The following is a 23,410-nucleotide window of genomic DNA, read 5'->3' as shown; positions in this document are numbered from 1 at the left end:
TCAGGCGGTGGCCTCCGCGGCCTTCGCGTACTCGCGCGCCATCGCGTCGCCGCCGCCGCGCTTGTACGCGGCGACCGCGCTCTTGAGGCTGCTCGCCGGCTTGCGCCCGTACGCGACGGCCTTGATGGCGTCCTGCATGTGCTGGTCGAGCGAGGCGCCCTTGGTGTTCTTCGTGTTCGAGTACAGGTGCGCGGCCGGGTCCTTGAGGAGCATCGGCACGACCTTCGACTGCCAGGCGTGGTTCATGCGGTCGACACCGGGCGCGCCCTGCGGGTAGCACAGGGTCTGCGGGCCGCCGACGATGTACGCGATCCCGAGGTCCTGTTCGCGCTGGCCGCGCTCGGTGAGGACGGGGATGCCCTTGCGCATCTCGTAGTCGGTGCCCTTCTCGCCGTAGTTGACGACGAAGGACTCCTTCGTGCCGAAGGGCGCGGCGAGGTAGTCGAGGACCCGCAGGAACTGGTCGACCTTCTTCCTGCTGCCGGTCTTCTTGAGCATCGTGATGGCGTACGCGCCGCTGTTCTCCCAGTACAGCGGGGTGCCGCCGTCCTGCGCGAACGGCGTCATCATCCCGAAGACGACCTTGCTGTCGTCCGCGACGAGACCGACCGAGCGGTTGCCCTCCTCCAGGAGGACGAGCTTGCCCGAGCGGAACAGCGCGTCGTGCTGCGTCTTGTTCATCGTCGGGCTGTCGGGGTGGTAGTAACCGGCCTTCCACAGCTTCGCCATCGCGTCGACGGCGTCGATGAAGGCGGGGTGCTCGTACATCGACACGAAGCTCCCGTCCTTCTCGCGCGTCCACTTGTTGGGCACGCCGAAGGCCATGAGCATCGTGTCGCGCAGCATCACCGTGCCGCCGCCCCCGAAGGCGTAGACGCCGCGCTTGGCGTCGGTGACCTGCTTGGCGAGCGCGGTGAACTCGGCGAGGTTCTTCGGGTTCGGGTCGCCGCCGGCCTTCTCGATGACGTCGGTCTTCGTGTAGATCATCGAGCCGAAGACCGGGTCCGACTTGGGCACGCCGTAGATGCGCCCGTTGAGGTAGCCGTTGGCCCAGGCCGCTTCCTGGATGCCGGCGAGGTTCGGGTACTTCTTCACCGCGTCGCCCGAGAGGTAGTCGCTCAGGTCGGTGAACTGCGCCTGCGCGAGCTGCGGCAGCCGCGAGACGTTGACGTACATCGGCACCGAGACGACGTCGGGCAGGTCGCCGCCCGCGACGAGCGCGGGGAACTTCTGCTCGAAGTCGGACGCGGGGACGATCGTCGGCTTGATGTGGACGTTCATCTCCTTGTTGAGCAGCTGCCAGTACGCGCTCTTGTTCAGCGGCGGCGTCGGCTGCCCGTACGTCATGAGCAGGACGTCGAAGTCCTGCCCGTCGCCCGCGGGGCCCTTGACGGAGGCGGGCCCGTCGAGCGGGAAGGAGTTGTAGACGTCCATGACGCCCTGCGCGTTGCCGGGCAGGTCGGGCGCGGGCTTGACCGGTTCGACGTACGTGGGCAGGGGCACCGCCTTGCGCGGCGCGGGCCCGGCGACGCCGCCCCCGGAGCCGGAGGAACAGGCGGTGAGCGAGGAGAGGGCGGTGCCGCTGACGGCGGCGAGGGCGGCGCCCTTGAAGAGGGTGCGGCGGCTGGGGAGCGAAGTCGTCATGACGGTGTGTGCTTTCGTGGCAGTGGGCTGGCGATCGGCACGGCGGGCTGCGCGGAGGGCGCCGGGGGCGCGGGGAGCGCGCGGGCGCGTGGACAGCGCGGGGCCGGTGCTCAGCCCTTGATGGCCCCGGTGAGCATCCCCTTGGACATGTGCTTCTGGAGGAAGGGGTACACGCACAGGATGGGAAGGGTGGCGATGACGACGAGCGCCATCTGCACGGACTGGGCCGCGGGTTCCTCGGTGCCGGGCAGCTGCTGGGAGGTCGAGGAGAGCCCGCCGCCGAAGATGAAGGAGCGCATGACGAGCTGGAGCGGCCACTTCTGGGTGTCGTTGAGGTAGAGCAGCGGGCTGAAGTAGTTGTTCCAGTAGCCGACCGCGATGAAGAGGCCGACGACCGCGATGACGGCCCGCGAGAGCGGCAGGACGAGCGAGAAGAAGATCCGCCACTCCCCGGCCCCGTCCATACGGGCCGCGTCGAAGAGTTCCTGCGGAATGCCCTGGATGAAGCCGCGCACGATGACGACGTTGAAGGCGCTCACCGCGGTGGGCAGGATCAGCGCCCAGTAACTGTCGAGCAGGTGCAGGTTCTTGACCATGAGGTAGACGGGGATGATGCCGGGCGCGAAGAGCAGCGTGAGCAGGACGTAACCGAGCAGCCCGCGCTGGAAGAGGCTGCCGCGCTTGCTCAGGCCGTAGGCGCACAGCACCGTGCACAGCAGGCTCACGAAGGTGCCGACGACGGTGACGCCGAAGCTGATCACCACCGAGCGGCCCACCTGGGTGCCGTCGAAGAGGTGCCGGTACGCCTCCAGGCTCACGTGCGTCGGCCAGATCACGTAGCCGCCGTTCGCGTCGATCTGCGCCTGCGTCGCGAGGCTCGTGGAGATGACGGTGAGGAAGGGGAAGAGCACGACGGCGCAGATCATGACGAGGGCGAGGCCCTTGAGCGCGACCGCGATCGGCTTCGGTTTGCCGGCCCACACCGGTCGGGTGGAACTCATCGCTGGTAGACCCCTTCCTCGCCGAGGCGGTGCGCGAGGGAGTTGGCGCCGAGCACGAGGAGCAGGCTCACCACGCCCTTGAGCAGCCCCGCGGCGGTGGCGAGGCCCCAGTTCCCGTCGACGACCCCGTTGAAGTACACGTACGTATCGAGGACTTCGGCGGCCTCCGGGCCCACCGCGTCCCGCTGGAGCAGCACCTGCTCGAAACCGACGGTGAGCGCGTCGCCGAGGCGCAGGATGAGCATCAGCACGATGATCGGGCGCATCCCGGGCAGCGTGACGTGCCAGAAGCGGCCCCAGGCGCCCGCGCCGTCCATCGTCGCCGACTCGTAGAGCTGCGTGTCGATGGCCGCGATCGCCGCGAGGAAGATGATCGTCCCCCAGCCCGCGTCCTTCCACACCGACTGCGCGGTCAGCAGGAGCTTGAACGTGCCCGGGTCGGCCATGACGTTGACACCGTGGTGCCCGTGCTCGGACAGGAAGCGGTTGATGACCCCGCCACCGCCAAGGACCTGCTGGAACAGGGCCACGATGATGACCCACGACAGGAAGTGCGGCAGGTAGATGACCGACTGCGTGAACTTCCGCGCCATCGGCATCGCGACCGCGTTGAAGAGCACCGCGAGCAGGATCGGCACGGGGAAGTAGAACAGCAGCTGGAAGAACGTGATCTGGAAGGTGTTGGAGACCGCCTGCCAGAAGGCGTCGTCCTGGAACAGCGCCTGGAAGTTGGCGAAACCGACCCAGGTCGACGGCAGCCCCGGCGAGTAGTCCATGAAGGCCACGGCGCTGCCGAGGAGCGGCAGATACGTGAAGGCCGCGAGCAGCAGGACGGCCGGGGCGACCATGAGCAGCAGGGGCGAGTCGCGGCGCGCCCTGCCGAAGAAGTCCCGCAGCCGGGCAGCGCGCGAGGGCTTCGCGGCGGGCGGGGCCTCGGGGGAGCCGTGGGTGCTGCCGGAGGCCCTGATGCCGGGCAGCGCTTTGGTGACGGCCAATGCGCACCTCTCTCGCTCGGAACTGCGCAAGTACCTGAAGAACGCCGGGAACGTACCACTGAGACCAGAACAAGACAACGGTTCTGACTGGATCAGGGCGCGAAGAGGTGCGGGCGCTACGGGGACAGGCCGAGTCGGTTGGGTGTGCTTGCCCGTATTCGTCCTGGCTGTTGGGGTGTTCACGGTGCGGTACGAGGAAATTGGCGCCGTATCAGGGATGGACAGGACGGGGTGGGATGGCGTTCTCTGGCCATGTTCGCGCCACGTCGATAGACCAAATGGTTTCAGTGGTCCTCTTCGTGTCCGGGCGTCGAAGTCCCCCCCCCGCGTACCGAAGGAGTGGCACGTCCCGCATGGCGACGACGATCCTCACCAACCACGTCGGCTACCAGACCGCAGGCAGCAAGAAGGCCGTCCTGCTTCTCCCGCCCGGCGAGCCCCCCGTACCCGGCGCCGACACCGCGCTCCTGCACGGCCCGCACGGCACCACCGTGCTGGCGGCGAGCGAGGAGAGCGCCGTCGACCACTGGTCCACCGGCACCTTCCGCGTCGTCGACTTCACGGCCCACACCACCGAGGGCACGCACCACGTCGAGTGGGCGGGGGTGTGCTCGCAGCCCTTCACGATCGGGGAGCGCGTCCTCCAGCAGGCCACGCTCTCCGACGTCCTGTACTACTTCCGCTCGGTGCGCTCCAGCGGCGCCATCGACCGCAAGGACCGCGCGGCACGCTTCTACGAGGACACATCGGGCCGCACGGTCGACGCGCGCGGCGGCTGGCTCGACGCCTCGGGCGACTACAGCAAGTTCCTCAGCCACCTCAACTACACGCGCATGATGAACCCGCAGCAACTCCCGCTGTGCGCCTGGGCGTTCATGGAGGCACGGGAAGCGCTCGCCGTGCACAGGCCCGCGCTCGTGCCCGTGCTCGGCGAACGCCTGCGCGACGAGGCGCTCTTCGGCGCCGACTTCCTCGTGCGCTTCCAGGACCCCGAGGGCTACTTCTACACCGCGATCTTCGACGCCCTCACCAAGGACCTCGACGAACGCGTCATCAACGCCCCCCTCGCCGACTCCGTGCGCACCACCCGCTGGCAGGCCGCCTACCGCCAGGGCGGCGGCCTCGCGATCGCCGCGCTCGCCCGCGCGAGCGCGCTCGACGACCACGGCGACTTCCCCTCCGCGACCTACCTGGAGGCCGCCAGGCGCGGCTTCGACCACCTCGAAGCGCACAACAAGGAGTACCTGTACGACGGCGAGGAGTCCGTCATCGACGACTACTGCGCGCTCCTCGCGGCGAGCGAACTCCTCGCCGTCACCCCCGGCGACCCGGTCCTCGCGGAGGCCGCCGAACGACGCGCCGCCTCGCTCATGGACCGCCGCAGCCCCGACGACGGGCGCGGCTTCGGCTTCCTCGTCGGGGACGTCGAAGGCCGCCCCTACTTCCACGCCGCCGAATCGGGGCTCCCCGCCCTCGCCCTGCTCCGCTTCGCCGAGATCCACCCGGGCTCCCCGCTCGCCGGGCGCGCCCGCGCCACCGCGCTCGCCCTGCTCGGGGACGCCGCCGCGCTCAGCGACGAGGTGCCCAACCCCTTCGGTTGCGTCCGTCAGTACGTCAAGCCCACGGACGGGCCCGCGCGCACGAGCTTCTTCTACCCGCACGAGAACGAGACCGGGTACTGGTGGCAGGGCGAGAACGCCAATATCTGCTCCGTCGCGTACGCCGCCGAGAAGGGCGCGGCACTCGACGCCTGCCCGCCGGAACTGCGTACGCGGCTGCTGAGGCTCGCCGAGGACCAGCTGCACTGGGTGCTCGGCCTCAACCCCTTCGACTCCTGCATGATCAAGGGCGTGGGGCGCAACAACGTCGAGTACCGCCCTGACTACCCCAACGTCCCCGGCGGCATCCTCAACGGCGTCACGGGCGGCTGGGACGACGAGCGCGACATCGCCTTCATGCCCGAGGAGCACCGTGCCACGGGCAACGGCTGGCGCTGGACCGAGCAGTGGATTCCCCACTCGGCGTGGTTCCTGCTCGCGATGGCGGCGGCGCGGTGACGTGGGACGGGGCGGGCCGGGCGGCCGTGTGGGACGGCGGGGCGGGGGGCCGGGCGGCTGCGTGAGTCCGTGTGGGACGGCGGGGCGGGGGCCGGGCGGCCGCGTGAGTCCGCGGGCCTCAAGCCGTCCGGCCCCGTCCGGCCCCCGCCCCGACCGCTTCGCCCCGCCCCGCCTCACTCCGCCACGGTCGCCAGGAAGTGGTCCGCGTCCTCCGGCCCCGCGAGCTGCCCCAGTTCCAGCCACGAACCGTCCGCGAACCGCAGCCGGAAGCGCGCGAAGCCGCGCGGCTGGCCCGCCTCGGCCTCGATCCGCGCCTCGTGCGCGGCGAAGCGGCTGTGCACCGTGAAGTCGGCGGCCCTGGTCGGCAGGAGCCTGCGCCCCGGCGAGGCGGCGAGGTGCACGCCGTCACGCGTCAGCAGGACGATCCGCCGGGGGCTGGGCGAGTACCCGTACCAGCGCAGCAGGAGCTGACCGGCCGTGCGCTCCCAGTCCCCGTCGAAGAACGGCGGCCGCTGCGGCGGCGTGTCCTCCCCGGTGGAGGACCCGTTCGCCGCGGACCTGCCCGCCTGGCGCCGTCCCGGGCGCCGGTCGAGCGCGTCGAGGAGCATGAACGGCACGACGACCACGAAGAACACGGTCCCGAGCACGTACAGGAGCCAGTGGTGCCGCCCCTTGAGCCGCACCTTGCCGGCCGCGCTCCGCACCTCGGCGGGCGGCTTCGGTATCGGGCCAGGCAGCTCGCACCACACGAGAGCCACCGGGTCGCCCCCCAGGAGTGAACGGGCCTGTCGGCGTACTTTGCGCTTTGCCATGCGGATGATCCTATGAACGCTCGGCGGCTGCGGGCGCGGTTTCGCGCGCATCCGCCCTCGGCAGCGCGTACGTCGCCACCGCGGCGCCCGCGAAGACCACGGCGGTGATCGCCAGGCTCGCCCGCGTCCCGCCGGCGAAACCACCCGCCACGAGCGAGCCGAACACCGCCGTCGCGAGCCCCGCCGTGTTCTGCCGCGCCGCGTTGAGCACTCCGGCGGCGACCCCCGCCTGCGCGGCGGGGACCGCCTCCATCATGAGCGTCGTGAGCGCGGGCACGGTCAGCGCGCAGCCGAGCGCGAGCGGTACGAGCGCGAAGGCGAGCGCCACGGAGGACGTCCCCGGACCCGTCGCGAGCAGCAGGAACAGCGCCCCGGCCGTCGCGAGCAGCTGCCCAGCGAGCATCGGCCGCCGCGCCCCGTACCGCGCCGTGAGCCGCCCCGAGACGACGTTCGTCGCCGCGATGAGCGAGGTCATCGGCAGGAAGAGCAGCCCCGTCTCCAGCGCCGAGTTCCCCTGCGCCTGCTGGAAGAACAGGCTGTAGAGGAAGACGAGTCCGAAGAACCCCGTGCTCGCCGCGCTCCCCGCGAGCAACGCCGTCGCGGCCGTGCGCCCGCGCAGCAGCGCCGGCGGCACGGCGGGTTCGGCGGCGCGCCGCTCGGCCCGTACGAAACCGAGCGCGCCGAGCACGGCGAACCCCGCGGCGGTCCAGCGCACCGGGCCGTGCTCGATCACGGCGACCGCCAGCGCCGTCGCCGCGAGCACGGCGGTGAGCTGACCCGCGAGGTCCACGCGACGCCCCCGCACGACGGGCTCGGGCGGTCGCCCCGCGCGCACGAGGAGCACGAGCGCCACGAGACCGAGCGGGAGGGTCGCGAAGAAGATCCCGCGCCAGCCCCACGCCGTCGTCAGCGCCCCGCCGAGCACGGGAGCGAGCGCCACGGCGACCGAACCGCCCGTCGCCCACACCGCGAGCGCCCGCACCCGCGCCTCGGGGCGGCCGTAGGCGCGGCGCACCAGCGCGAGCGAGGAGGGCAGGACCACGGCGGCCGCCGCGCCCTGCGCGACCCGCCCGGCGAGCAGCCAGCCGAGCGAGGGTGCGCACCCGCACAGCGCCGAGGTCACGACGAAGGCCGCGAGCCCGGCGCCGTACGTACGCGCCGCGCCGAAGCGGTCGGCGAGCAGCCCCGAGGAGAGCATGAGCCCGGCGAAGGCGAGCGTGTACGCGTCCACGACCCACTGCGCCCCCGCGATCCCGCCGCCCAGGTCCTCGCCGAGCGAGGTGAGCGAGACCGTCACGGCGGAGGCGTCGAAGCTCGTGAGCGAGAAGCCGAGCAGCGCGGCGGCGAGGGCGACGGCCGGACGCGTGGCGCGCCCGGGTGAGGAGGGCGATCGGCTTGCGGACGAAGGGAGTTGCTTCCCCGTGGGTGCTGTCATACGGCCAGACTGCGGGCCCCGGCGCCGCTACAGTAGTGGCCCGAACGCCATGCATCCGGAGGTTCTGGCCATGTCCCTGTCCACGCCCGCGCCCCCGCGGCGGACCGCCCCGACGCCCGTTCCCCCGCCCCCGCCCTACCGCGCCCCGCACCGCGTCGCCGTCATCGCGCCCTCCCCCGTCTCGCTCTTCAACATCGCTCTCCCCGAACTCGTCTTCGGCCGCGTCGACGTGGGCGGACGCCCGGGCTACGAAGTCACCGTGTGCGCGGTGCGGCCCGGTCCCGTCCCCACGACCGGCGGGCTCGACCTCACCGTGCGGCACGGCCTCGACGCCGTCCGTACCGCCGACACCGTCGTCGTCGCGGGGACAGGGCACCGCTTCGCGCCCGAGCCCGAGGCCGTCGCCGCCGTGCGCGACGCCGCGGCGGCGGGGCGGCGCGTCGCCTCGATCTGCTCGGGGGCCTTCGTCCTCGCCGAGGCCGGTCTCCTGGACGGGCGGCGCGCCACGACGTACGCGGACCTCGCCCACGAACTGCGCGCCCGCTATCCCGCCGTCGACCTCGCAGGGGACGTCCTCTTCGTCGACGAGGGCCGCGTCATGACCTCGTCCGGCTACGCGGCGGGCATCGACCTGTGCCTGCACATGGTGCGGACGGACTACGGGGCGGCCGTCGCCAACGACGTCGCGCGCCGCACCCTCGTCGCCCCCGTGCGCCCCGGCGGGCAGGCGCAGTTCGTCAGGACCCCGCTGCCGCCCGAGCGCGGCAGGCGCTGCGCCGACACGCGGGGCTGGGCGCTCGCCCGCCTCGACCAGCCGCTCGGCCTCGCGGACCTCGCCCGGCACGCGGGTGTCAGCGTGCGCACCCTCACCCGGCGCTTCCAGGCGGAGACGGGCGTGAGCCCGCTCCAGTGGCTCCTGATCCAGCGTGTCGAGCGCGCGAAGGAACTCCTGGAGACGACGGAGCTTTCGATGGACCGGATCGCCGAGGCGTGCGGGCTCGGCAGCGCCGACTCGCTCCGCAAGCACCTGCTCCAGCGCGTCGGCCTCACCCCGAGCGCCTACCGGGCGCAGTTCACACGGCTGAGCGCGTTGAAACACGGCGGAGCGCGTGAAACACGGCGGAGCGCGTGAACCGGGGGCGTGAACCCGGGGCGTGAAACCGGGCGGCAGGGAGCCGCGCGAAGCCCGTGCCCCCCGGGGCCCGCCCCCCTCACGCGTAGTCGTCGAGCGCCCCGCCGTGCTCGTCCACCCACCACGCCACGCGGCAGTCCAGGCACGTGTACCGCCAGCGCAGCGTCCCGCCGCCGCCCGGCGTCCCGGTCTTGGTGAGGATGACGTGGGTGTCCGCGCACTTCACACAGCGCACCGGAAGCCTGCGCCCGGTACTCCCGGAGCCGTACGCGTCGGACCACCCCTGTCGGCTCATGTCGGCAATTGTGCCAGTGCCCTGACGCCGCCTCGCCCGCTTCCGGCGCGCGGGCTCGGCGCGCCTGTGCTGACATGGGATCACACCTCCGGGATCACCCTCCGGGAGCACGCCCCACCGGACAGGAGCAGCGATGGAGCACCACATGCGCGCCGAGTACGCCGAGGGCGACACGCCCGGCGACCCCGAGGCCCCCGTGCGCAAGTGGCACATGGTGCGCGGTGCCGAGGAGCCGCGCACGCTGTGCGGCCTCCTGCTCGACCCGGCGGCGGCCACCCAGTCCGCCGACGCCTGGGGCACCCCCGCCGGGCGCCCCTTCTGCAAGACGTGCGGCGCGCTCTACCTGCGGGAAGTGCCCTGAGGCCGCGGTGGGGAATGAACGAGGGGCCTGCGGCGTTCGTGCGTGCGAAGGGGTCACCCGCGCCTCGGGGCGGCCCGTTCTCTTACCCGTACGCATGACACGAAGAGAGCAGAGAGCCGATGGCGACACCTCTGGCGGCCCCGACCCCCTCCCCCCTGCGCGTGGAGATCTGGACGGACATCGCCTGTCCCTGGTGCTATGTCGGAAAGGCTCGCTTCGAGCGGGCGCTCGACGGTTTCGCGCACCGCGAGCAGGTCGAGGTCGTGCACCGCTCCTTCGAGCTGGACCCCTCCTTCCCGAAGGGCGAGACGGTGCAGGTCCTGTCCATGCTGGCCAAGAAGTACGGCATGAGCGAGGAGCAGGCCAGGCAGGGCGAGGCGCGGCTCAAGGAGAACGCGAACGGCGAGGGGCTCGCCTACCTGGACGAGGGCCGCGACAGCGGCAACACCTTCGACATGCACCGCCTGCTCCACCTGGCCAAGGACAAGGGCCGCCAGGACGCGCTGATCGACGGCCTCTACCGGGGCAATTTCGCCGAGGAGCGGAGCCTCTTCGGCGACACCGAACGCCTCGTCGCGATCGCCGTCGCCGCCGGGCTCGACGAGGCCGAGACGCGCGCCGTGCTCGCCGACCAGGAGAAGTACGCGGCCGACGTGCGCGCCGACGAGCGCGAGGCCGCCGAACTGGGCGCCAACGGCGTGCCCTTCTTCGTCCTCGACCGCCGCTACGGCGTCTCGGGCGCCCAGCCCGTCGAGGTCTTCGCGCAGGCCCTCCAGCAGGCGTGGGACGCGCGGCCCCGGCTGACCCCCGTCGCCGCGGTGGCCGGTGCCGACGAGGCCGGCGTGTGCGGCCCCGACGGGTGCGCGGTCCCGCCGCGGGGCGAGGCCGAGGGCGCCTGACGCCCCCGGGGCCCCAGCCGCGTGGGCCCCCGGCCACGTACCGCCGCCGCGCCCCCCTCCGTGCCTCCGCACCCCTTCGCACCGTGGACGCGGGCCCGTCGCCCCACCACCATGACCGCATGGAGAATCTCGCACCCGAGGAGTACCGACCCCGCCGCATCCACCTGAACACCGCGAGCAGCGGGCTGCTCGCCCGCTCCGCCGCCGAGGCGATCCGGGCCGCCGTCGAGCGCCGCGAGTACGGGGGCGAGGCCGACGCCATGCCCGCGGTGACCGCCGCGCGCGCCGCCTTCGCCCGCCTCGCGGGCGTGCCCGTGAGCCGTGTCGCCGCGGGCACGTCCGTCGCGACCTGCGCCGCCCTCGTCGCGGCCGCCCTCCCCGAGGGTGCCGAAGTCCTCACCGCCGAGGGCGATTTCGCCTCCGTCGTGAACCCTTTCCACGTCCGTCCCCGGCTCAGGGTCCGCACCGTCCCGCTCGACCGCGTCGCCGACGAGGTGCGCCCGGGTACGGCGCTCGTCGCGGTCTCCTCGGTGCAGTCAGCCGACGGCAGGCTCGCCGACCTGCCCGCGATCCGCGCGGCCGCGCGTGCCCACGGCGCCCGTACCTTCGTCGACGTCTCGCAGGCGGCGGGCTGGCTCCCGCTCGACGCGGCGGAGGACGACTTCACGGCGAGCGTCGGCTACAAGTGGCTCGGGACCGCCCACGGGGTGGGCTTCCTCGTCGTGCCCGAGGACCTCGGCGGGCTGCGGCCGCTGCTCGGCGGCTGGCTGAGCGCCGCGGACCCGTGGGCGAGCACGTACGGACCGGTCCGCGAACCGGCCCCCGACGCCCGCCGCTTCGACACCGCGCAGCCCCTCTTCTCCTACGAGGGCGCGGCCGAGGCGATGGGGATCGTCGAACGGCTCGGCGTCGCGCGCGTCCACGCCCACGATCTCGCGCTCGCCGCGCGCTTCGTCGCGGGGCTGCGCACGCTCGGCCACGAGCCGCTGCCCGCTCCCGGTTCGGCCATCGTCTCCGTGCCGGGGCTCGGTGAGCGGCAGGCGGACCTCGCGCGCGCGGGCATCGAGGTCTCGGACCGCGCGGGCAATCTGCGCGCGGCCTTCCACCTCTACAACACGGCCGCGGACGTCGACGCGCTGCTCACGGCGCTGGGCTGAGGCGGCGGCAGGGCGTACGGGGCGGGCCGGGCGCGCGGGACGGGCCGGGCGCGCGAGACGGGAGGCGGGGCGCGCGAAGGCGGGGCCGCGCGCTCCGTGGCGCGCGGCCCCGCCCCCGTACCGGAACGTCCCCCGTCCTCAGCGGATCGGCGTGAAGTCCCGTGCCCCGATGAACTCGGGCCGCCTGATCGGCGCGGCGAAGGGCTCGACCGCGGCGTTCTCGACGCTGTTGAAGACGAGGAACACGTTGCTGCGCGGGAACGGCGTGATGTTGTCCCCCGAGCCGTGCATCGCGTTGCAGTCGAACCAGGTCGCCGAACCCGCCTTGCCGGTGAAGAGCTTGATGCCCCACTTCCCGGCCATCTCGGTGAGCGCCTCGTCCGACGGCGTGCCCGCGTCCTGCATCTGGAGCGACTTCTTGTAGTTGTCCTTCGGCGTCTCGCCCGCACAGCCCAGGAAGGTCTTGTGGGAGCCGGGCATGATCATGAGCCCGCCGTTGGTGTCGTAGTTCTCGGTGAGCGCGATCGAGACCGAGACGGCGCGCATGTTCGGCATGCCGTCCTCGGCGTGCCAGGTCTCGAAGTCCGAGTGCCAGTAGAAGCCCGAGGCGCCGAAGCCCGGCTTGACGTTGATCCGCGACTGGTGGACGTAGACGTCCGAGCCGAGGATCTGCCGGGCGCGGTCCAGGAGGCGCTCGTCGCGCACGAGGCGTGCGAAGACCTCGCTGATCCTGTGGATCTCGAAGACCGAGCGGATCTCCTGCGACTGCGGCTCCACGATGGAGCGCTCGTCGGCGCGGATCGCGGGGTCGGAGACGAGCCTGTCCAGCTCGGCGCGGTAGACGGCGACCTCGTCCGGCGTGAGCAGCTCGGGGATCGCGTGGAAGCCGTTCTCCTCGAAGGAGGTGAGGTCACCGGCGCTGATCGGCCCCTGCGCACCCGGCGCGGACCACACGACGGGGTCCTGGCGCGGCGTGGACACCTCGGTCCTGCCGCGGGTCGGGTAGAGGTCCGTGATGTTCTCGCCGGTCTTCTCGTGGGTGACGGTCATCTCGTTCAGTCCTCCTCGGTCAGCAGCGGGTAGACGCCGTTCTCGTCGTGCTCCTCGCGCCCGGTGACGGGCGGGTTGAAGACGCAGATGCAGCGGAAGTCGCTCTTGGGCCGCATCGTGTGCAGGTCGTGGTTGTTGAGCAGGTACATCGTCCCGGGCGTGATCCAGTGCTTCTCGCCCGTGGTCTCGTCGGTCAGCTCCGCCTCGCCCTCGACACAGAGCACCGCCTCGATGTGGTTGGCGTAGTGCATCGTCGTCTCGGTGCCGGCGTACATGATCGTTTCGTGCAGCGAGAAGCCGACCTTCTCCTTGGCGAGCACGATGCGCTTGCTCTCCCAGGTGCCCGACTCGGCGACGATGTGCCGGTCGGTGCCCTCGATGTCCTTGAACGAGCGAATGAGCACGGTGTTCCTGTGCCTCTCTTCCGTGGTGCGGTGGTGTTTCCACGGGTACGGGGCGGAGCCGCGTCGCGTCGGGCGGCCCCGGCCCCGTACCGGATCTCGGCGGTCGCGCGGACTCAGGCGGTCTCGCGGACCGAGCGGGCGAGGATGCGCAGTCCCTCGTCCAGTTCCTCGGCGGTCGTGGTGAGCGCGGGCAGCAGTTTGACGACCTCGCTGCGCGGGCCCGATGTCTCCAGGAGCAGCCCGTGCTCGAAGGCGCGGCGGCACACCTTCGTCGCCTGCTCGGCGTCCTCGAACTCCATGCCCCACACGAGGCCGCGGCCCCGGTAGGAGGCGCCGAGCTGGGTGTGCTCCAGGCAGATCGCGCGCAACGCGGCCTCGACCTGCTCGCCGCGCGCGAGGGTCTGCTTCTCCATCTGGCCGTCGGCCCAGTAGGCCTCCAGGGCGGCGGCCGCGGTGACGAAGGCCGGGTTGTTGCCGCGGAAGGTGCCGTTGTGCTCGCCCGGCTCCCACACGTCAAGCTCCGGCCGGAACAGGCACAGCGACATCGGCATCCCGTAGCCGCCGATGGACTTCGACAGCGTGACGATGTCGGGGGTGATGCCCGCCTCCTCGAAGGAGAAGAAGGCGCCGGTGCGGCCGCAGCCCATCTGGATGTCGTCGACGATGAGCAGCATGTCCTGCCGCTTGCACAGCTCCGAGAGCGCGCGCAGCCACTCGGGCCGCGCGACGTTGATGCCGCCCTCGCCCTGCACGGTCTCGACGATCACCGCGGCGGGCTTGTTGAGCCCGGAACCCTGGTCTTCGAGCAGCCGCTCGAACCAGAGGAAGTCGGGGGTCTGCCCGTCGAGGTAGTTGTCGAAGGGCATCGGCGTGCCGTGCACGAGCGGGATGCCTGCGCCCGCGCGCTTGAAGGCGTTCCCGGTGACGGCGAGGGAGCCGAGGGACATGCCGTGGAAGGCGTTGGTGAAGGACACGATCGACTCGCGGCCCTTGACCTTGCGGGCCAGCTTGAGCGCGGCCTCGACCGCGTTGGTGCCCGTCGGGCCGGGGAACATGACCTTGTAGGGCAGGTCACGCGGCCGCAGGATCACGTTCTGGAAGGTTTCGAGGAAGGCCCGCTTGGCGGTGGTCCCCATGTCGAGGCCGTGCGTGATGCCGTCGCGCTCGATGTAGTCGATGAGCGCGCGTTTCAGGACCGGGTTGTTGTGCCCGTAGTTGAGGGCGCCGGCCCCGGAGAAGAAGTCCAGGTACGCGTGGCCGTCCTCGTCGTAGAGGCGGCTGCCCTGGGCACGGTCGAACACGGCGGGCCAGCTTCGGCAGTAACTGCGCACCTCCGACTCAAGGGTCTCGAAGACGCTCAGGGCGGGCGGGGCGATGGTCACAGCTGTCTCCTGGGAGGAAGGGAGTGGAGCGGAGCAGGGAGTGTGGACTGCGGTACGGGTACGGATGCGGGGCCGTGGTGCCGGTCGGCGGTACGGGCCCGGGGGTGCCGTCCGGGGTACGGGCCGCCGCCGGGTGGGGGCGGCCCGCGGGGTCCGGCGTCCGGCTCAGACGGCTCCGGCGCGCGCGGCGTCGCGCGGGGCGAGGGTGAGCGGGCCGATGCGGTACAGCACTTCGGGCTCGTGTCCGGCCTCGTCGTCCGCGGGGAACAGGTGCGCGTCGAAGAGCACCTCGCGCTCCAGGCCCGCCCCTTGCCGGGCGGCGAAGGAGGTGAACAAGCGCTCCGATGGCACGTTGCCGGGGGTGATGGTGGTCTCCAGGCCGTGCAGCTCCGTGCGCGCGGCGACGCGCGCGGCGAGCCCGTCGAGCAGCGCGGCGGCCAGGCCCCTGCCCTGCTGGGACGCGGCCACGGCGACCTGCCAGACGACGAGGACGTCCGGGCGCTCGGGCCGGATGTAGCCGGTGACGAAACCGACCGGGTCCCCGGCGGCGTCCCGTGCCACCACGGAGGTCGCGGCGAAGTCGCGACACCACAGCAGGTAGCTGTACGAGGAGTTCAGGTCGAGCTTTCCCGAGTCGCGGGCGAGGCGCCACAGCGCGGCGCCGTCCTGCACGCGTGGGCCGTCAAGGCGTAGTCCCTCCGGCATTTCCCGGAACGCGGCACGGGGTGCGGTGAGGTCTGCTTGTGCGGCGGTCATGGGATTTGAACTTACCCAGCAGGCGCAGAAAATGCATCGGGTGCCAGGGTTGGGTGAAAGGCCGTTCTGTGTTATCGCGCGTGCGGGTGCTCGGGCGCGAAATCCCTCGCAAAATGCCTGGTATGCGGCGGGCATAGGGGATGAACGGGGCTTTTTTGTGGGCTCGGTCACAAAAAAGTAACACCCGTGGAACCTGTCCGAATTATGGAAAATGTGCGGGGGGCAAAACTTCTTGTTTAGCCCCCGGGAAAGCGGGCAGAAGAAAATGGGAAGCTGCGCGCAAGAATGCACGGGGAATTAATCCGGAGTTTATATCGTGCCGAATATGTGCGGGGTATTTCCGGAGTCCGTACGGGGATGAAGCGGGACGTGCGCGGAGGTGGCACCGGGTGCCGGGTGCCGGGTGCCGGGAGCTGGGGAAGCGCCCCCGGCACCCCCGCCCGCGCACCGCGGGGTCTCACGCCTGCCCGGCCGCCCAGGTCTCCGCCACCGCGCGGTCGGCCGCCCGCGGGTCGCCCGGCTCGCCCGTCGCCTCGGCCCACGCGGCGGCGAGCGCGCGCAGGCTGTCCCGTACGACGTTCTCCGCCGCCAGTGGACCGTAGTGGTTGACGCGGATCATCTCGGCCGCGAGCGCCCCGCCGCCCGCGGCGAGCGGCAGCGAGGGGTGCGCGGCGAGGGCCTTCGCGACGAGCGTGCCCGCGTCGGGCCCGGTCTCCGTGACGGGCACCCTGATCGTCGTCGCGACGGGCGCGGCGTCGCGCGCCTCGGTCACGTACGGGGCCAGCGGCGTCCCGAGCGCGGCGAGCCCGGCCCGTACCGCGGCGGCCGCCCGCGCGTGCCGCCCGCGCACGACGTCGGGGCCCTCGGCGGCGAAGCGCTCCAGGCAGGCTTCGAGCGCGAGCATCTCCAGCTGGGCGGGGGCGTGCGGGAGCGCCTTGCGGCCCGCGTCGATCCAGCGGTGCTTCCAGTCGAGCAGCGAGAGGTACGAGCCGCGCGGGCCCGCCTCGTTCGCCTCCAGGCGCTCCCACGCGCGCGGGCTCAGCGCGGCGACCGAGACCCCGGCGGGCCCGCCGAGCGCCTTCTGCGCCCCGATCACGCACAGGTCCACCCCCCACTCGGCGGGCAGCAGCGGCTCCGCGCCCACGGAAGCGACGGCGTCGAGCATGAGCACCGCCCCGTGCTCGCGCACCACCGCGCCGATCTCCGCGACCGGGTTCGTGTTGCCCGTCGCCGCCTCCGCGTGCACGAGCGAGACGAAGTCCGTCTCCGGGTGCGCCGCCAGCGCCTCGCGCACCTGCGCGGCGCTCACCGCCGTGTCGAAGGGCACGGCGAGGTCGTGCACGGTGGCGCCGCAGTCGCGCAGCCAGTTCCCGAAGGTCTGCCCGTACGGGCCCGTCACGATGTTCAGCGCGACCGTACCGGGACCCGCGACGCCCCGGATGCACCCCTCCAGGGGCAGCAGCGCCTCCCCCTGCATCACGACGAGTTCGTGTCCCCCGCTCCCGGGCGCTCCGAGCCCGAGGAGGGCGGCGACCTTGCGTTCGACCGTGGCGAAGTGGTGGGCGGTCAGGGGAGTGAGGTCAAGCAGGGGGTGTGTCACGAGGGGACTCTTTCTGCGTGCGTTGCGTGCGTTGCGTGCGGTGCGCGTGTGGTGCGGGCGGTGGCCCGCGTACGGGCTCCGCGTACGGGCTCTGCGGTGGTGTGCGCGCGCACGGCCGCGGTGAAGCGGGGACGGGCGGTCGTGCGGGCCGGTTGTGAGGGTACTCAGGGGGTCCGGGGAAGTGGGCGGGGCAGGCCGCCTTCTAGGGTGCCGGTCATGAGTGATGCGAGCGGAGCGACGCCGGTGCTGCGGGTGAAGGGGGCCGTCCTCGTGGGGCCCGAGGACGTGCGGGACGAGGTGTGGGTGGTCGGTGGCCGGGTCACGTTCAGCGCGCCGTCCGGGGCGCGGGACGTGCGGACCGTCGAGGGCTGGGCGCTGCCGGGGCTCGTGGACGCGCACTGCCACGTCGGGCTCGACGCGCACGGTGCGGTGCCCGCCGAGGAGGCCGAGAAGCAGGCGCTCACCGAGCGGGACGCGGGCGCGCTCCTGCTCCGCGACGCGGGCTCGCCCTCGGACACGCACTGGACCGACGCGCGCGACGACCTGCCCCGCATCATCCGCGCCGGGCGCCACATCGCCCGTACCCGCCGCTACATCCGCGACTTCGCGCACGAGATCGAGCCCGGGGACCTCGTCGCGTACGTGGCGCGCGAGGCGCGGCGCGGGGACGGCTGGGTCAAGCTCGTCGGCGACTGGATCGACCGCGAGGAGGGCGACCTGACGGCGTGCTGGCCGCGCGGCGCCGTCGAGGCCGCGATCGCCGAGGCCCACAGGCTCGGGGCCCGCGTCACCGCGCACTGCTTCGCGGAGGACTCGCTCACCGACCTCGTCGAGGCGGGCATCGACTGCGTCGAGCACGCGACGGGGCTCACCGAGGACACCATCCCGCTCTTCGCCGAGCGCGGTGTCGCGATCGTCCCGACCCTCGTCAACATCGCGACGTTCCCGCGACTCGCGGACGGCGGCGAGGCCAAGTTCCCGCGCTGGTCGGCCCACATGCGCCGGCTCCACGCCCGCCGCTACGAGACGGTGCGCGCCGCGTACGACGCCGGGGTCCCCGTCTTCACGGGCACGGACGCGGGCGGCAGCCTCCCGCACGGCCTCATCGGTACGGAGGTCGCCGAGCTGGTGCGCGCGGGCCTGCCCCCGCTGGCGGCCCTGTCGGCCGCCGTCTGGAACGCCCGGGCGTGGCTCGGCAGGCCGGGCCTGGAGGAGGGCGCCCCCGCGGACCTGGTGGTCTACGCGACGGACCCGCGCGCGGACGTACGGGTCCTGACGGCACCTCGGCGCGTGGTGATGTCGGGGCGGGTGGTGGCGTAGCGGACGGCGCTCCTCGCACCTCGGGGGCGCGTGAGGAGCCGTCGAGCGCCCCTCCGTGCGGGGGAAGCACTGCTGTGACGTGGGCGAACGTCTGCGCAGGGAGACGATCCCTTTTTCGAACACCGTGCCGGAAACCACCCTTTAGGGTGAACGTGCTGCGGTACGTCGTTCTTTCACCCTCGTTCCGCGAGGATTCCCGCATCGAGGCCGCCGGCCCCCGTGTCCCCGGGACGCGCCGGCGGCTCCATCGTCTCTTGTGGGGGTAACACCGCTGTGAACAGCACCACCTTCGGCCTGCCCGTGCGCCGTCTCGCCGCAGCCACCACGGCCGCGCTCCTCGTCGGCGCGCCCGCCGTGCTCGCCACCGCGCCCGCCGCGCACGCCACCGAGGGCCACGGGGGGAAGTCCGGCGCCGTCGTCCTGCGCACCGGGCTCGACGTCTCCCTCCTCAGGAAGACCGTCGATGTGCCGCTCAACGTCTCGCTCAACGAGGTCACTGCCCCGGGCAACGCCGACAGGACCGCGCTCACCGCCACCCTCGACGGCGTCGACCAGGGCCGCCCCTTCCGCGTGCTCGACGCCCGCGTCGCCCACGCGAGGGCCACCGTCACGGGCCACAGGGCCGAGGGCTCCACCGAACTCGTCGGCGCCCGCGTCCACGTCCCCGGGCTCCCGCTCCTCTCGCTCATCGAGGTCGAGAAGGTCACGTCGAAGGCCGTGTGCGAGGCCGGGCGGCACCCCGTGGCCGAGGCGAACGTCCTCGGCCACGTCAAGGTCCTCGGCAAGACCGTGAGCCTCTCGGCGGGGGGCACCACGCGGGTCGAGGTCCCCGGCGTCGGGGAGGTCACGCTCGACCTCTCGAAGCGCACCACGACCGCCACCACGGCGGCAGCGGCGGCCCTGGAGCTGAAGGTCTCCGTCGACCCGCTCAAGCTCGGCGTCGCCCAGGTCGAGGGCGTCGTCACGCTCGCCGGAGCCACCTGCGAGACCCCGAAGGCCGACGGCGCGGCCCCCGGCACCCCCGCATCCGAGCCGCCCGCCTCGGCCCCCGCCGCCGACGACACCGGCACCGGCGGCTCCGACGACCAGGCGAGCCCGTCCCCGGCCGCGCGGGGAGGCGACCAGAGCGACGACAGGAGCGACGACAAGGGTGCCGAGGACGAGGGCACGAAGAGCAACGGCGCCAAGGGCACCGAGGTGACCACCGCTTCCGCCGGCTCCGGTGACGACGGCGGGAACCTCGCCGAGACCGGCGGCAGCTCGACGACCCCGTACCTCGCGGGGGGCGCCGCCGTCCTCCTCGTCGGCGGCGCGGGCGCCGTCTGGTTCGCGCGCGCCCGCCGCGCCTCGCGCGGCAACTGACGCCGTACGGGAGCGGGGCCAGGCCACCCCACAGGCCCGGCCACCCCACAGGCCAGGCCACCCCACAGGCCCGCGCCCCGCTCCCGCGGCGCCTCAGCCCCCCACCACCGCGCGCACCGCCGTCAGGAACCGCCCGCTCGTCGCGCGGTCCCGCACCGCGATCCGCAGCCACTCGTCGCCGAGCCCGGGGAACGTGTCCCCGCGCCGCACCGCCCACCCCGCGTCGCGCAGCCGCTCCCGGACCCGCGCCGCCCCCGGCAGCCGCACCAGCAGGAACGACGCGGCGGCGGGACCCACGACCCGCGCCCCCGGCAGCTCGGCGAGCCCCGCGGCGAGGAAGTCCCTGTCCCCGGCGAGCGCACGCGCCGCCGCCTCCGCCTCCGCGAGCGCCGCGGGCGCCGAGCACGCCTCGGCCGCCACGAGCGCGGGCGTCGAGACCGGCCACAGCGGCTGGGCCTCCGCGAGCCCGGCGAGCAGCGCGGGCGCGCCGAGCACGTACCCGACGCGCAGCCCCGCGAGCCCCCACGTCTTCGTGAGACTGCGCAGCACCACGAGCCCGGGGACGTCCGTGCGCGAGGCGAGCGACGCGCGCTCGCCGGGCACCGTGTCGATGAACGCCTCGTCCACGACGAGCGTGCGCCCGGGCCGCGCGAGCGAGGCGATGACCTCCGCCGGGTGCAGCACGGACGTCGGGTTCGTCGGGTTCCCGAGCACCACGAGATCGGCGTCGTCGGGCACGAGCGCGGGATCGATCCTGAACCCGTCCTCCGCGCGCAGCAGGACGCGCCCCACGGCGTGCCCCGCCGCGCGCAGTGCCGCCTCGGGCTCGGTGAACTGCGGGTGCACGACGACGGGCCGCCGCACCGGCAGCGTCCGCGCGAGCAGCACGAACGCCTCGGCGGCGCCCGCGGTGAGGAGCACCCGCTCCGGCGGCAGCCCGTGCCGCGCGGCGACCGCCGCGCGCGCCGCCCGGTCGTCCGGGTACGCGGCGAGCGAGCCGAGCGCGTCGGCGAGCCGCTCCCGCAGCCACGCGGGCGGGGTCCCCGCGCGCACGTTCACCGCGAGATCCGTGAGCCCGGACCCGCGCACCTCCACGTCCCCGTGGTGCCGCAGCTCGTACACGGCCATCCCCGGCTCCTTCCCTGGGTCCTCCGCCACGGCGCACGTCGCCCGCGCGGACTTCTGTTTCCTCACCAGCAGCCGCCCGCGCCCCCCGGCCTCCGCGAGCGCCGCCGCCTCGGCGACGGACGGCGTGCCGAGCGCGGCCCGCGCGGCGCGCGAGGGGCTGGGCACGCGGACCGTGGCCAGCGCTCGCGGCGCGTACGCCCGTAGCGGCACCCCGAGCCGCGCGGCGAGCGCCACGAGCGCGGGAGCGCCCGCACGCCGGTCGACGGTCGCCACCGCCCGTACCCGCCCTGGCGGCAGCCCGGCGGCGTCGAGCGCGCCCCGTACCAGCGCCTCCACCTCGGCGACCGTCGCGCCTGACGCCGCGCCGACACCCACCACGAGCGACGAGGTGCGGCGGGGCGCCCCGTCGGCTAGCAAAGAGGCATGGTCGTGCTCGTGGCCCTCGGCTCCTTCGTGATGACGCTGGTCGGCGGCTGGGCCGCGCACCACGTCACCGACCGGCGCCACCTCGTCCTGGGTTTCGCGGGCGGTCTCATGCTCGGCGTCGTCGGGCTCGACCTGCTGCCCGAGGCGATCGAGGGCGCGGGACGGCACGTGTGGGGGGTGCCCGCCGCGCTGCTCCTCTTCGTCGGGGGCTTCCTCACCGCGCACGTCGTCGAACGCCTCCTCGCCCTGCGCCGCGCTGCCCACGGCGCCAAGAACCCCGAGCAGGTCCCGCAGGTCGGCCTCGGCGCGGCGGCGGCGATGGTCGGGCACAGCGTCGCCGACGGCATCGCGATCGGTGCCTCGTTCCAGGTCGGCGAGGCCATCGGCTTCACCGTCGCGCTCGCCGTCATCAGCCACGACTTCGCGGACGGCTTCAACACGTACACGCTCACGCGCGCCACGGGCAACGCCCGGCGCAAGGCCTTCGCGATGCTCGGCGCCGACGCCGTCGCGCCCGTCGCGGGGGCCGCTTCCACGCTCCTGTTCACCATTCCGGGCGAAGCGCTCGCCTGCTACCTCGGCTTCTTCGGCGGCGTCCTCCTCTACATCGCCGCCGCCGAGATCCTCCCCGAGGCCAGCCACAGCCACCCGGCCCGCTCCACCCTCCTGTGCACGGTCGCGGGCGTCGCCCTGATGTGGCTCGTCATCGGTTTCGCGGGGGAGTAGCGGCACGGGCACGGGCACGGGCACGGGTACGGAGCGTTCCTCGCGCGCGGGGGTGCTCACCCCCGCCCCGTCCCCGCCGCCGTTCCGGCCCGCGCCGCCCGCGCCACGAACCGCGCCGCCGCCTCCGGCAGGCCCGCGGGGTGGGTGTGCAGGTAGCTCGCGTGCACCGCGCCCCGTACGAAGCCCTCCACGCGGGCGCGCGGCTGCCGCAGGCCCCAGGCCGGGCCGGGGCCCGCGGCAGGCTCGATCACCGTGCGGTGGAACTCGTGCCCCCGCGTCCGCGTCCCCGCGGCGGCGATCGCGCTGTCGCCCACGGCGACGGCCTCGCGGTACCCGAGCGTCAGACGCTCCGTCATGCGCGCCTCCGCTTCGAGCACGCCGCACATCGGCGCCCCGTCGAGCGCGCGCGCGAGGTACAGGAGCCCCGCGCACTCGGCCCACACCGGGCCCCCGGCGCGCGCGAGCCCCGCGACGGCCGCGCGCAGCGGCGCGTTCGCCGCCAGCTCGGGCGCGTACACCTCGGGGAAGCCCCCGCCGACGACGAAGGCGCGCGTCCCCTCGGGCAGTTCCTCCGCGCGCAGCGGATCGACGCGCACGACCTCGGCGCCCGCCGCGGTCAGCGCCTCGGCCTGCTCCGCGTACGAGAACGTGAAAGCGGGCCCGCCCGCGACCGCCACGACGGGCCGCCCCCCGCGCGGCACGGCGGCGACCGGCGGCTGCCACGGCACCGCGCTTCGTGTCGCCGCCGCCTGCGCGAGCCGAAGCAGCGCGGGCAGGTCGCAGCCCGCCCGTACGTGCGCGGCGAGCGCGGCGACCGCGTCGACCGCCTCCGCGCGCCGCTCGGCCGCGGGCACGAGCCCGAGGTGGCGCGAGGGCGTGAACAGCTCCTTCGTCCTGCGCAGCACCCCGAGCACGGGCACGCCCGCCTCGTCGAGCGCGGCCCGCAGCAACTCCTCGTGCCGGTCGGAACCCACCTTGTTGAGCACCACCCCGCCGATCCGCACCTCCGGGTCGAAGGAGGCGAAGCCGTGCACGAGCGCGGCGACCGAGCGCGACTGCGCCGAGGCGTCCACGACGAGCACGACCGGCGCCCCGAGCACCTTCGCGACCTGCGCCGTCGACGCCAGCTCGCCCTGCCCGGCGGCGCCGTCGTACAGCCCCATGACGCCCTCGATCACGGCGAGGTCGGCGCCGCGCGCCCCGTGCGCGAAGAGCGGCACGAGCGCGTCGGTGCCGCACAGGTACGCGTCGAGATTGCGCCCGGGGCGCCCCGTCGCGAGGCCGTGGTAGCCCGGGTCGATGTAGTCGGGCCCGACCTTGTGCGGCGAGACCGTGAGCCCGGCGGCGCGGAAGGCCGCCATGAGCCCGGTCGCGACGGTCGTCTTGCCGCTGTTGGAGGAGGGCGCGGCGATGACGAGGCGCGGCGGCAGGGGGAGCGGAGCGGAGTGGGGCTGTGGGGTCATCGTGT

General features: G+C 73.5%; 21 protein-coding genes. 8 read left to right on the top strand and 13 right to left on the bottom strand.

Annotated features, from left to right (window positions below):
* The 3 genes from ACQYWQ_RS05410 to ACQYWQ_RS05400 form a co-directional block, all read right to left on the bottom strand.
* Nucleotides 1-1,644 carry a hypothetical protein gene (locus ACQYWQ_RS05410; RefSeq protein ID WP_431032737.1) on the bottom strand — a complete coding sequence of 548 codons (1,644 nt, stop codon included), beginning with the start codon at nucleotides 1,642-1,644 and terminating at the stop codon, nucleotides 1-3.
* A 110-nt stretch (nucleotides 1,645-1,754) separates the two neighbouring features.
* The gene (locus ACQYWQ_RS05405) at nucleotides 1,755-2,645 is read right to left on the bottom strand and encodes a carbohydrate ABC transporter permease (RefSeq protein WP_431032736.1); all 891 of its coding nucleotides are present in this window, start codon (nucleotides 2,643-2,645) and stop codon (nucleotides 1,755-1,757) included.
* On the bottom strand, nucleotides 2,642-3,640 hold the full coding sequence (locus tag ACQYWQ_RS05400) for an ABC transporter permease (RefSeq protein WP_431032735.1): 999 nt from the start codon (nucleotides 3,638-3,640) through the stop codon (nucleotides 2,642-2,644). Before ACQYWQ_RS05400 ends, ACQYWQ_RS05405 begins: the two co-directional genes overlap by 4 nt.
* A 353-nt stretch (nucleotides 3,641-3,993) precedes the next feature.
* Between ACQYWQ_RS05400 and ACQYWQ_RS05395 the strand changes: the two genes are divergently transcribed.
* Entirely contained in the window at nucleotides 3,994-5,697 is a 1,704-nt protein-coding gene (locus ACQYWQ_RS05395; protein WP_431032734.1) for a glycoside hydrolase family 9 protein, read from the top strand.
* 173 nt (nucleotides 5,698-5,870) lie between these two features.
* On the opposite strand, the gene ACQYWQ_RS05390 is transcribed toward ACQYWQ_RS05395, so the two are convergent.
* Complete coding sequence (locus ACQYWQ_RS05390; RefSeq protein ID WP_431032733.1) at nucleotides 5,871-6,509, bottom strand: hypothetical protein; 639 nt, start codon at nucleotides 6,507-6,509, stop codon at nucleotides 5,871-5,873.
* 10 nt (nucleotides 6,510-6,519) lie between these two features.
* Nucleotides 6,520-7,944: an MFS transporter gene (locus ACQYWQ_RS05385; RefSeq protein ID WP_431032732.1), complete on the bottom strand. Its 1,425-nt coding sequence runs from the start codon at nucleotides 7,942-7,944 to the stop codon at nucleotides 6,520-6,522.
* Between the two features lie 70 nt (nucleotides 7,945-8,014).
* Here ACQYWQ_RS05385 and ACQYWQ_RS05380 point away from each other — a divergent pair, with 70 nt between their 5' ends.
* Entirely contained in the window at nucleotides 8,015-9,076 is a 1,062-nt protein-coding gene (locus ACQYWQ_RS05380) for a GlxA family transcriptional regulator (protein ID WP_431032731.1), read from the top strand.
* A 79-nt stretch (nucleotides 9,077-9,155) separates the two neighbouring features.
* On the opposite strand, the gene ACQYWQ_RS05375 is transcribed toward ACQYWQ_RS05380, so the two are convergent.
* Nucleotides 9,156-9,371 carry a hypothetical protein gene (locus ACQYWQ_RS05375; RefSeq protein ID WP_431032730.1) on the bottom strand — a complete coding sequence of 72 codons (216 nt, stop codon included), beginning with the start codon at nucleotides 9,369-9,371 and terminating at the stop codon, nucleotides 9,156-9,158.
* A 133-nt stretch (nucleotides 9,372-9,504) separates the two neighbouring features.
* Here ACQYWQ_RS05375 and ACQYWQ_RS05370 point away from each other — a divergent pair, with 133 nt between their 5' ends.
* From ACQYWQ_RS05370 to ACQYWQ_RS05360, 3 genes are all read left to right on the top strand, one after another.
* The gene (locus tag ACQYWQ_RS05370; RefSeq protein ID WP_431032729.1) at nucleotides 9,505-9,732 is read left to right on the top strand and encodes a hypothetical protein; all 228 of its coding nucleotides are present in this window, start codon (nucleotides 9,505-9,507) and stop codon (nucleotides 9,730-9,732) included.
* Between the two features lie 155 nt (nucleotides 9,733-9,887).
* Nucleotides 9,888-10,631, top strand: coding sequence for a DsbA family oxidoreductase (locus ACQYWQ_RS05365; RefSeq protein ID WP_431039070.1), 744 nt, complete (start codon nucleotides 9,888-9,890; stop codon nucleotides 10,629-10,631).
* A 119-nt stretch (nucleotides 10,632-10,750) separates the two neighbouring features.
* Nucleotides 10,751-11,788 (top strand): aminotransferase class V-fold PLP-dependent enzyme, encoded by a 1,038-nt coding sequence (locus ACQYWQ_RS05360; protein WP_431032728.1) that lies wholly within the window; start codon nucleotides 10,751-10,753, stop codon nucleotides 11,786-11,788.
* Between the two features lie 138 nt (nucleotides 11,789-11,926).
* On the opposite strand, the gene thpD is transcribed toward ACQYWQ_RS05360, so the two are convergent.
* The 5 genes from thpD to ACQYWQ_RS05335 all read right to left on the bottom strand — a co-directional run bounded on the left by thpD (nucleotide 11,927) and on the right by ACQYWQ_RS05335 (nucleotide 16,980).
* The gene (thpD, locus tag ACQYWQ_RS05355; RefSeq protein ID WP_431032727.1) at nucleotides 11,927-12,838 is read right to left on the bottom strand and encodes an ectoine hydroxylase; all 912 of its coding nucleotides are present in this window, start codon (nucleotides 12,836-12,838) and stop codon (nucleotides 11,927-11,929) included.
* Nucleotides 12,839-12,843: 5 nt separating this feature from the next.
* Nucleotides 12,844-13,242: an ectoine synthase gene (locus tag ACQYWQ_RS05350; RefSeq protein ID WP_431032726.1), complete on the bottom strand. Its 399-nt coding sequence runs from the start codon at nucleotides 13,240-13,242 to the stop codon at nucleotides 12,844-12,846.
* A 113-nt stretch (nucleotides 13,243-13,355) separates the two neighbouring features.
* The gene (gene ectB, locus ACQYWQ_RS05345) at nucleotides 13,356-14,624 is read right to left on the bottom strand and encodes a diaminobutyrate--2-oxoglutarate transaminase (protein ID WP_431032725.1); all 1,269 of its coding nucleotides are present in this window, start codon (nucleotides 14,622-14,624) and stop codon (nucleotides 13,356-13,358) included.
* 165 nt (nucleotides 14,625-14,789) lie between these two features.
* Entirely contained in the window at nucleotides 14,790-15,380 is a 591-nt protein-coding gene (ectA, locus tag ACQYWQ_RS05340; protein ID WP_431032724.1) for a diaminobutyrate acetyltransferase, read from the bottom strand.
* Nucleotides 15,381-15,837: 457 nt separating this feature from the next.
* Nucleotides 15,838-16,980, bottom strand: coding sequence for an aminotransferase class V-fold PLP-dependent enzyme (locus ACQYWQ_RS05335; protein WP_431032723.1), 1,143 nt, complete (start codon nucleotides 16,978-16,980; stop codon nucleotides 15,838-15,840).
* 216 nt (nucleotides 16,981-17,196) lie between these two features.
* Here ACQYWQ_RS05335 and ACQYWQ_RS05330 point away from each other — a divergent pair, with 216 nt between their 5' ends.
* Together ACQYWQ_RS05330 and ACQYWQ_RS05325 are read left to right on the top strand one after the other, a co-directional pair.
* Nucleotides 17,197-18,300 (top strand): amidohydrolase family protein, encoded by a 1,104-nt coding sequence (locus ACQYWQ_RS05330; protein WP_431032722.1) that lies wholly within the window; start codon nucleotides 17,197-17,199, stop codon nucleotides 18,298-18,300.
* 273 nt (nucleotides 18,301-18,573) lie between these two features.
* Complete coding sequence (locus tag ACQYWQ_RS05325) at nucleotides 18,574-19,662, top strand: SCO1860 family LAETG-anchored protein (protein ID WP_431032721.1); 1,089 nt, start codon at nucleotides 18,574-18,576, stop codon at nucleotides 19,660-19,662.
* A gap of 93 nt (nucleotides 19,663-19,755) precedes the next feature.
* On the opposite strand, the gene cobC is transcribed toward ACQYWQ_RS05325, so the two are convergent.
* On the bottom strand, nucleotides 19,756-21,207 hold the full coding sequence (gene cobC / locus ACQYWQ_RS05320) for an Rv2231c family pyridoxal phosphate-dependent protein CobC (protein WP_431032720.1): 1,452 nt from the start codon (nucleotides 21,205-21,207) through the stop codon (nucleotides 19,756-19,758).
* 6 nt (nucleotides 21,208-21,213) lie between these two features.
* Here cobC and ACQYWQ_RS05315 point away from each other — a divergent pair, with 6 nt between their 5' ends.
* A complete protein-coding gene (locus ACQYWQ_RS05315; RefSeq protein WP_431032719.1) occupies nucleotides 21,214-21,942 on the top strand; it encodes a ZIP family metal transporter in 729 nt (242 codons plus the stop codon).
* 56 nt (nucleotides 21,943-21,998) lie between these two features.
* Here ACQYWQ_RS05315 and ACQYWQ_RS05310 read toward each other — a convergent pair whose 3' ends face one another.
* Nucleotides 21,999-23,405 carry a cobyrinate a,c-diamide synthase gene (locus ACQYWQ_RS05310; RefSeq protein WP_431032718.1) on the bottom strand — a complete coding sequence of 469 codons (1,407 nt, stop codon included), beginning with the start codon at nucleotides 23,403-23,405 and terminating at the stop codon, nucleotides 21,999-22,001.
* Between the last annotated feature and the right edge of the window lie 5 nt (nucleotides 23,406-23,410).

Origin of the sequence: Streptomyces sp. P6-2-1 (assembly GCF_050613165.1) — a bacterium.
Classification (GTDB): domain Bacteria; phylum Actinomycetota; class Actinomycetes; order Streptomycetales; family Streptomycetaceae; genus Streptomyces.
This window is presented reverse-complemented; position numbering and strand designations above follow the sequence as displayed.

What these genes read in the sequence shown, in the direction of transcription:
- ACQYWQ_RS05310 (WP_431032718.1), bottom strand. Translation starts at nt 23,405, where the DNA reads ATGACCCCACAGCCCCACTCCGCTCCGCTCCCCCTGCCGCCGCGCCTC.
- ACQYWQ_RS05405 (WP_431032736.1), bottom strand. Translation starts at nt 2,645, where the DNA reads ATGAGTTCCACCCGACCGGTGTGGGCCGGCAAACCGAAGCCGATCGCG.
- ACQYWQ_RS05410 (WP_431032737.1), bottom strand. Translation starts at nt 1,644, where the DNA reads ATGACGACTTCGCTCCCCAGCCGCCGCACCCTCTTCAAGGGCGCCGCC.
- thpD (WP_431032727.1), bottom strand. Translation starts at nt 12,838, where the DNA reads ATGACCGTCACCCACGAGAAGACCGGCGAGAACATCACGGACCTCTAC.
- ACQYWQ_RS05380 (WP_431032731.1), top strand. Translation starts at nt 8,015, where the DNA reads ATGTCCCTGTCCACGCCCGCGCCCCCGCGGCGGACCGCCCCGACGCCC.
- ACQYWQ_RS05370 (WP_431032729.1), top strand. Translation starts at nt 9,505, where the DNA reads ATGGAGCACCACATGCGCGCCGAGTACGCCGAGGGCGACACGCCCGGC.
- ACQYWQ_RS05315 (WP_431032719.1), top strand. Translation starts at nt 21,214, where the DNA reads ATGGTCGTGCTCGTGGCCCTCGGCTCCTTCGTGATGACGCTGGTCGGC.
- ACQYWQ_RS05390 (WP_431032733.1), bottom strand. Translation starts at nt 6,509, where the DNA reads ATGGCAAAGCGCAAAGTACGCCGACAGGCCCGTTCACTCCTGGGGGGC.
- ACQYWQ_RS05360 (WP_431032728.1), top strand. Translation starts at nt 10,751, where the DNA reads ATGGAGAATCTCGCACCCGAGGAGTACCGACCCCGCCGCATCCACCTG.
- ACQYWQ_RS05385 (WP_431032732.1), bottom strand. Translation starts at nt 7,944, where the DNA reads ATGACAGCACCCACGGGGAAGCAACTCCCTTCGTCCGCAAGCCGATCG.
- ACQYWQ_RS05330 (WP_431032722.1), top strand. Translation starts at nt 17,197, where the DNA reads ATGAGTGATGCGAGCGGAGCGACGCCGGTGCTGCGGGTGAAGGGGGCC.
- ACQYWQ_RS05395 (WP_431032734.1), top strand. Translation starts at nt 3,994, where the DNA reads ATGGCGACGACGATCCTCACCAACCACGTCGGCTACCAGACCGCAGGC.
- ACQYWQ_RS05375 (WP_431032730.1), bottom strand. Translation starts at nt 9,371, where the DNA reads ATGAGCCGACAGGGGTGGTCCGACGCGTACGGCTCCGGGAGTACCGGG.
- ectA (WP_431032724.1), bottom strand. Translation starts at nt 15,380, where the DNA reads ATGACCGCCGCACAAGCAGACCTCACCGCACCCCGTGCCGCGTTCCGG.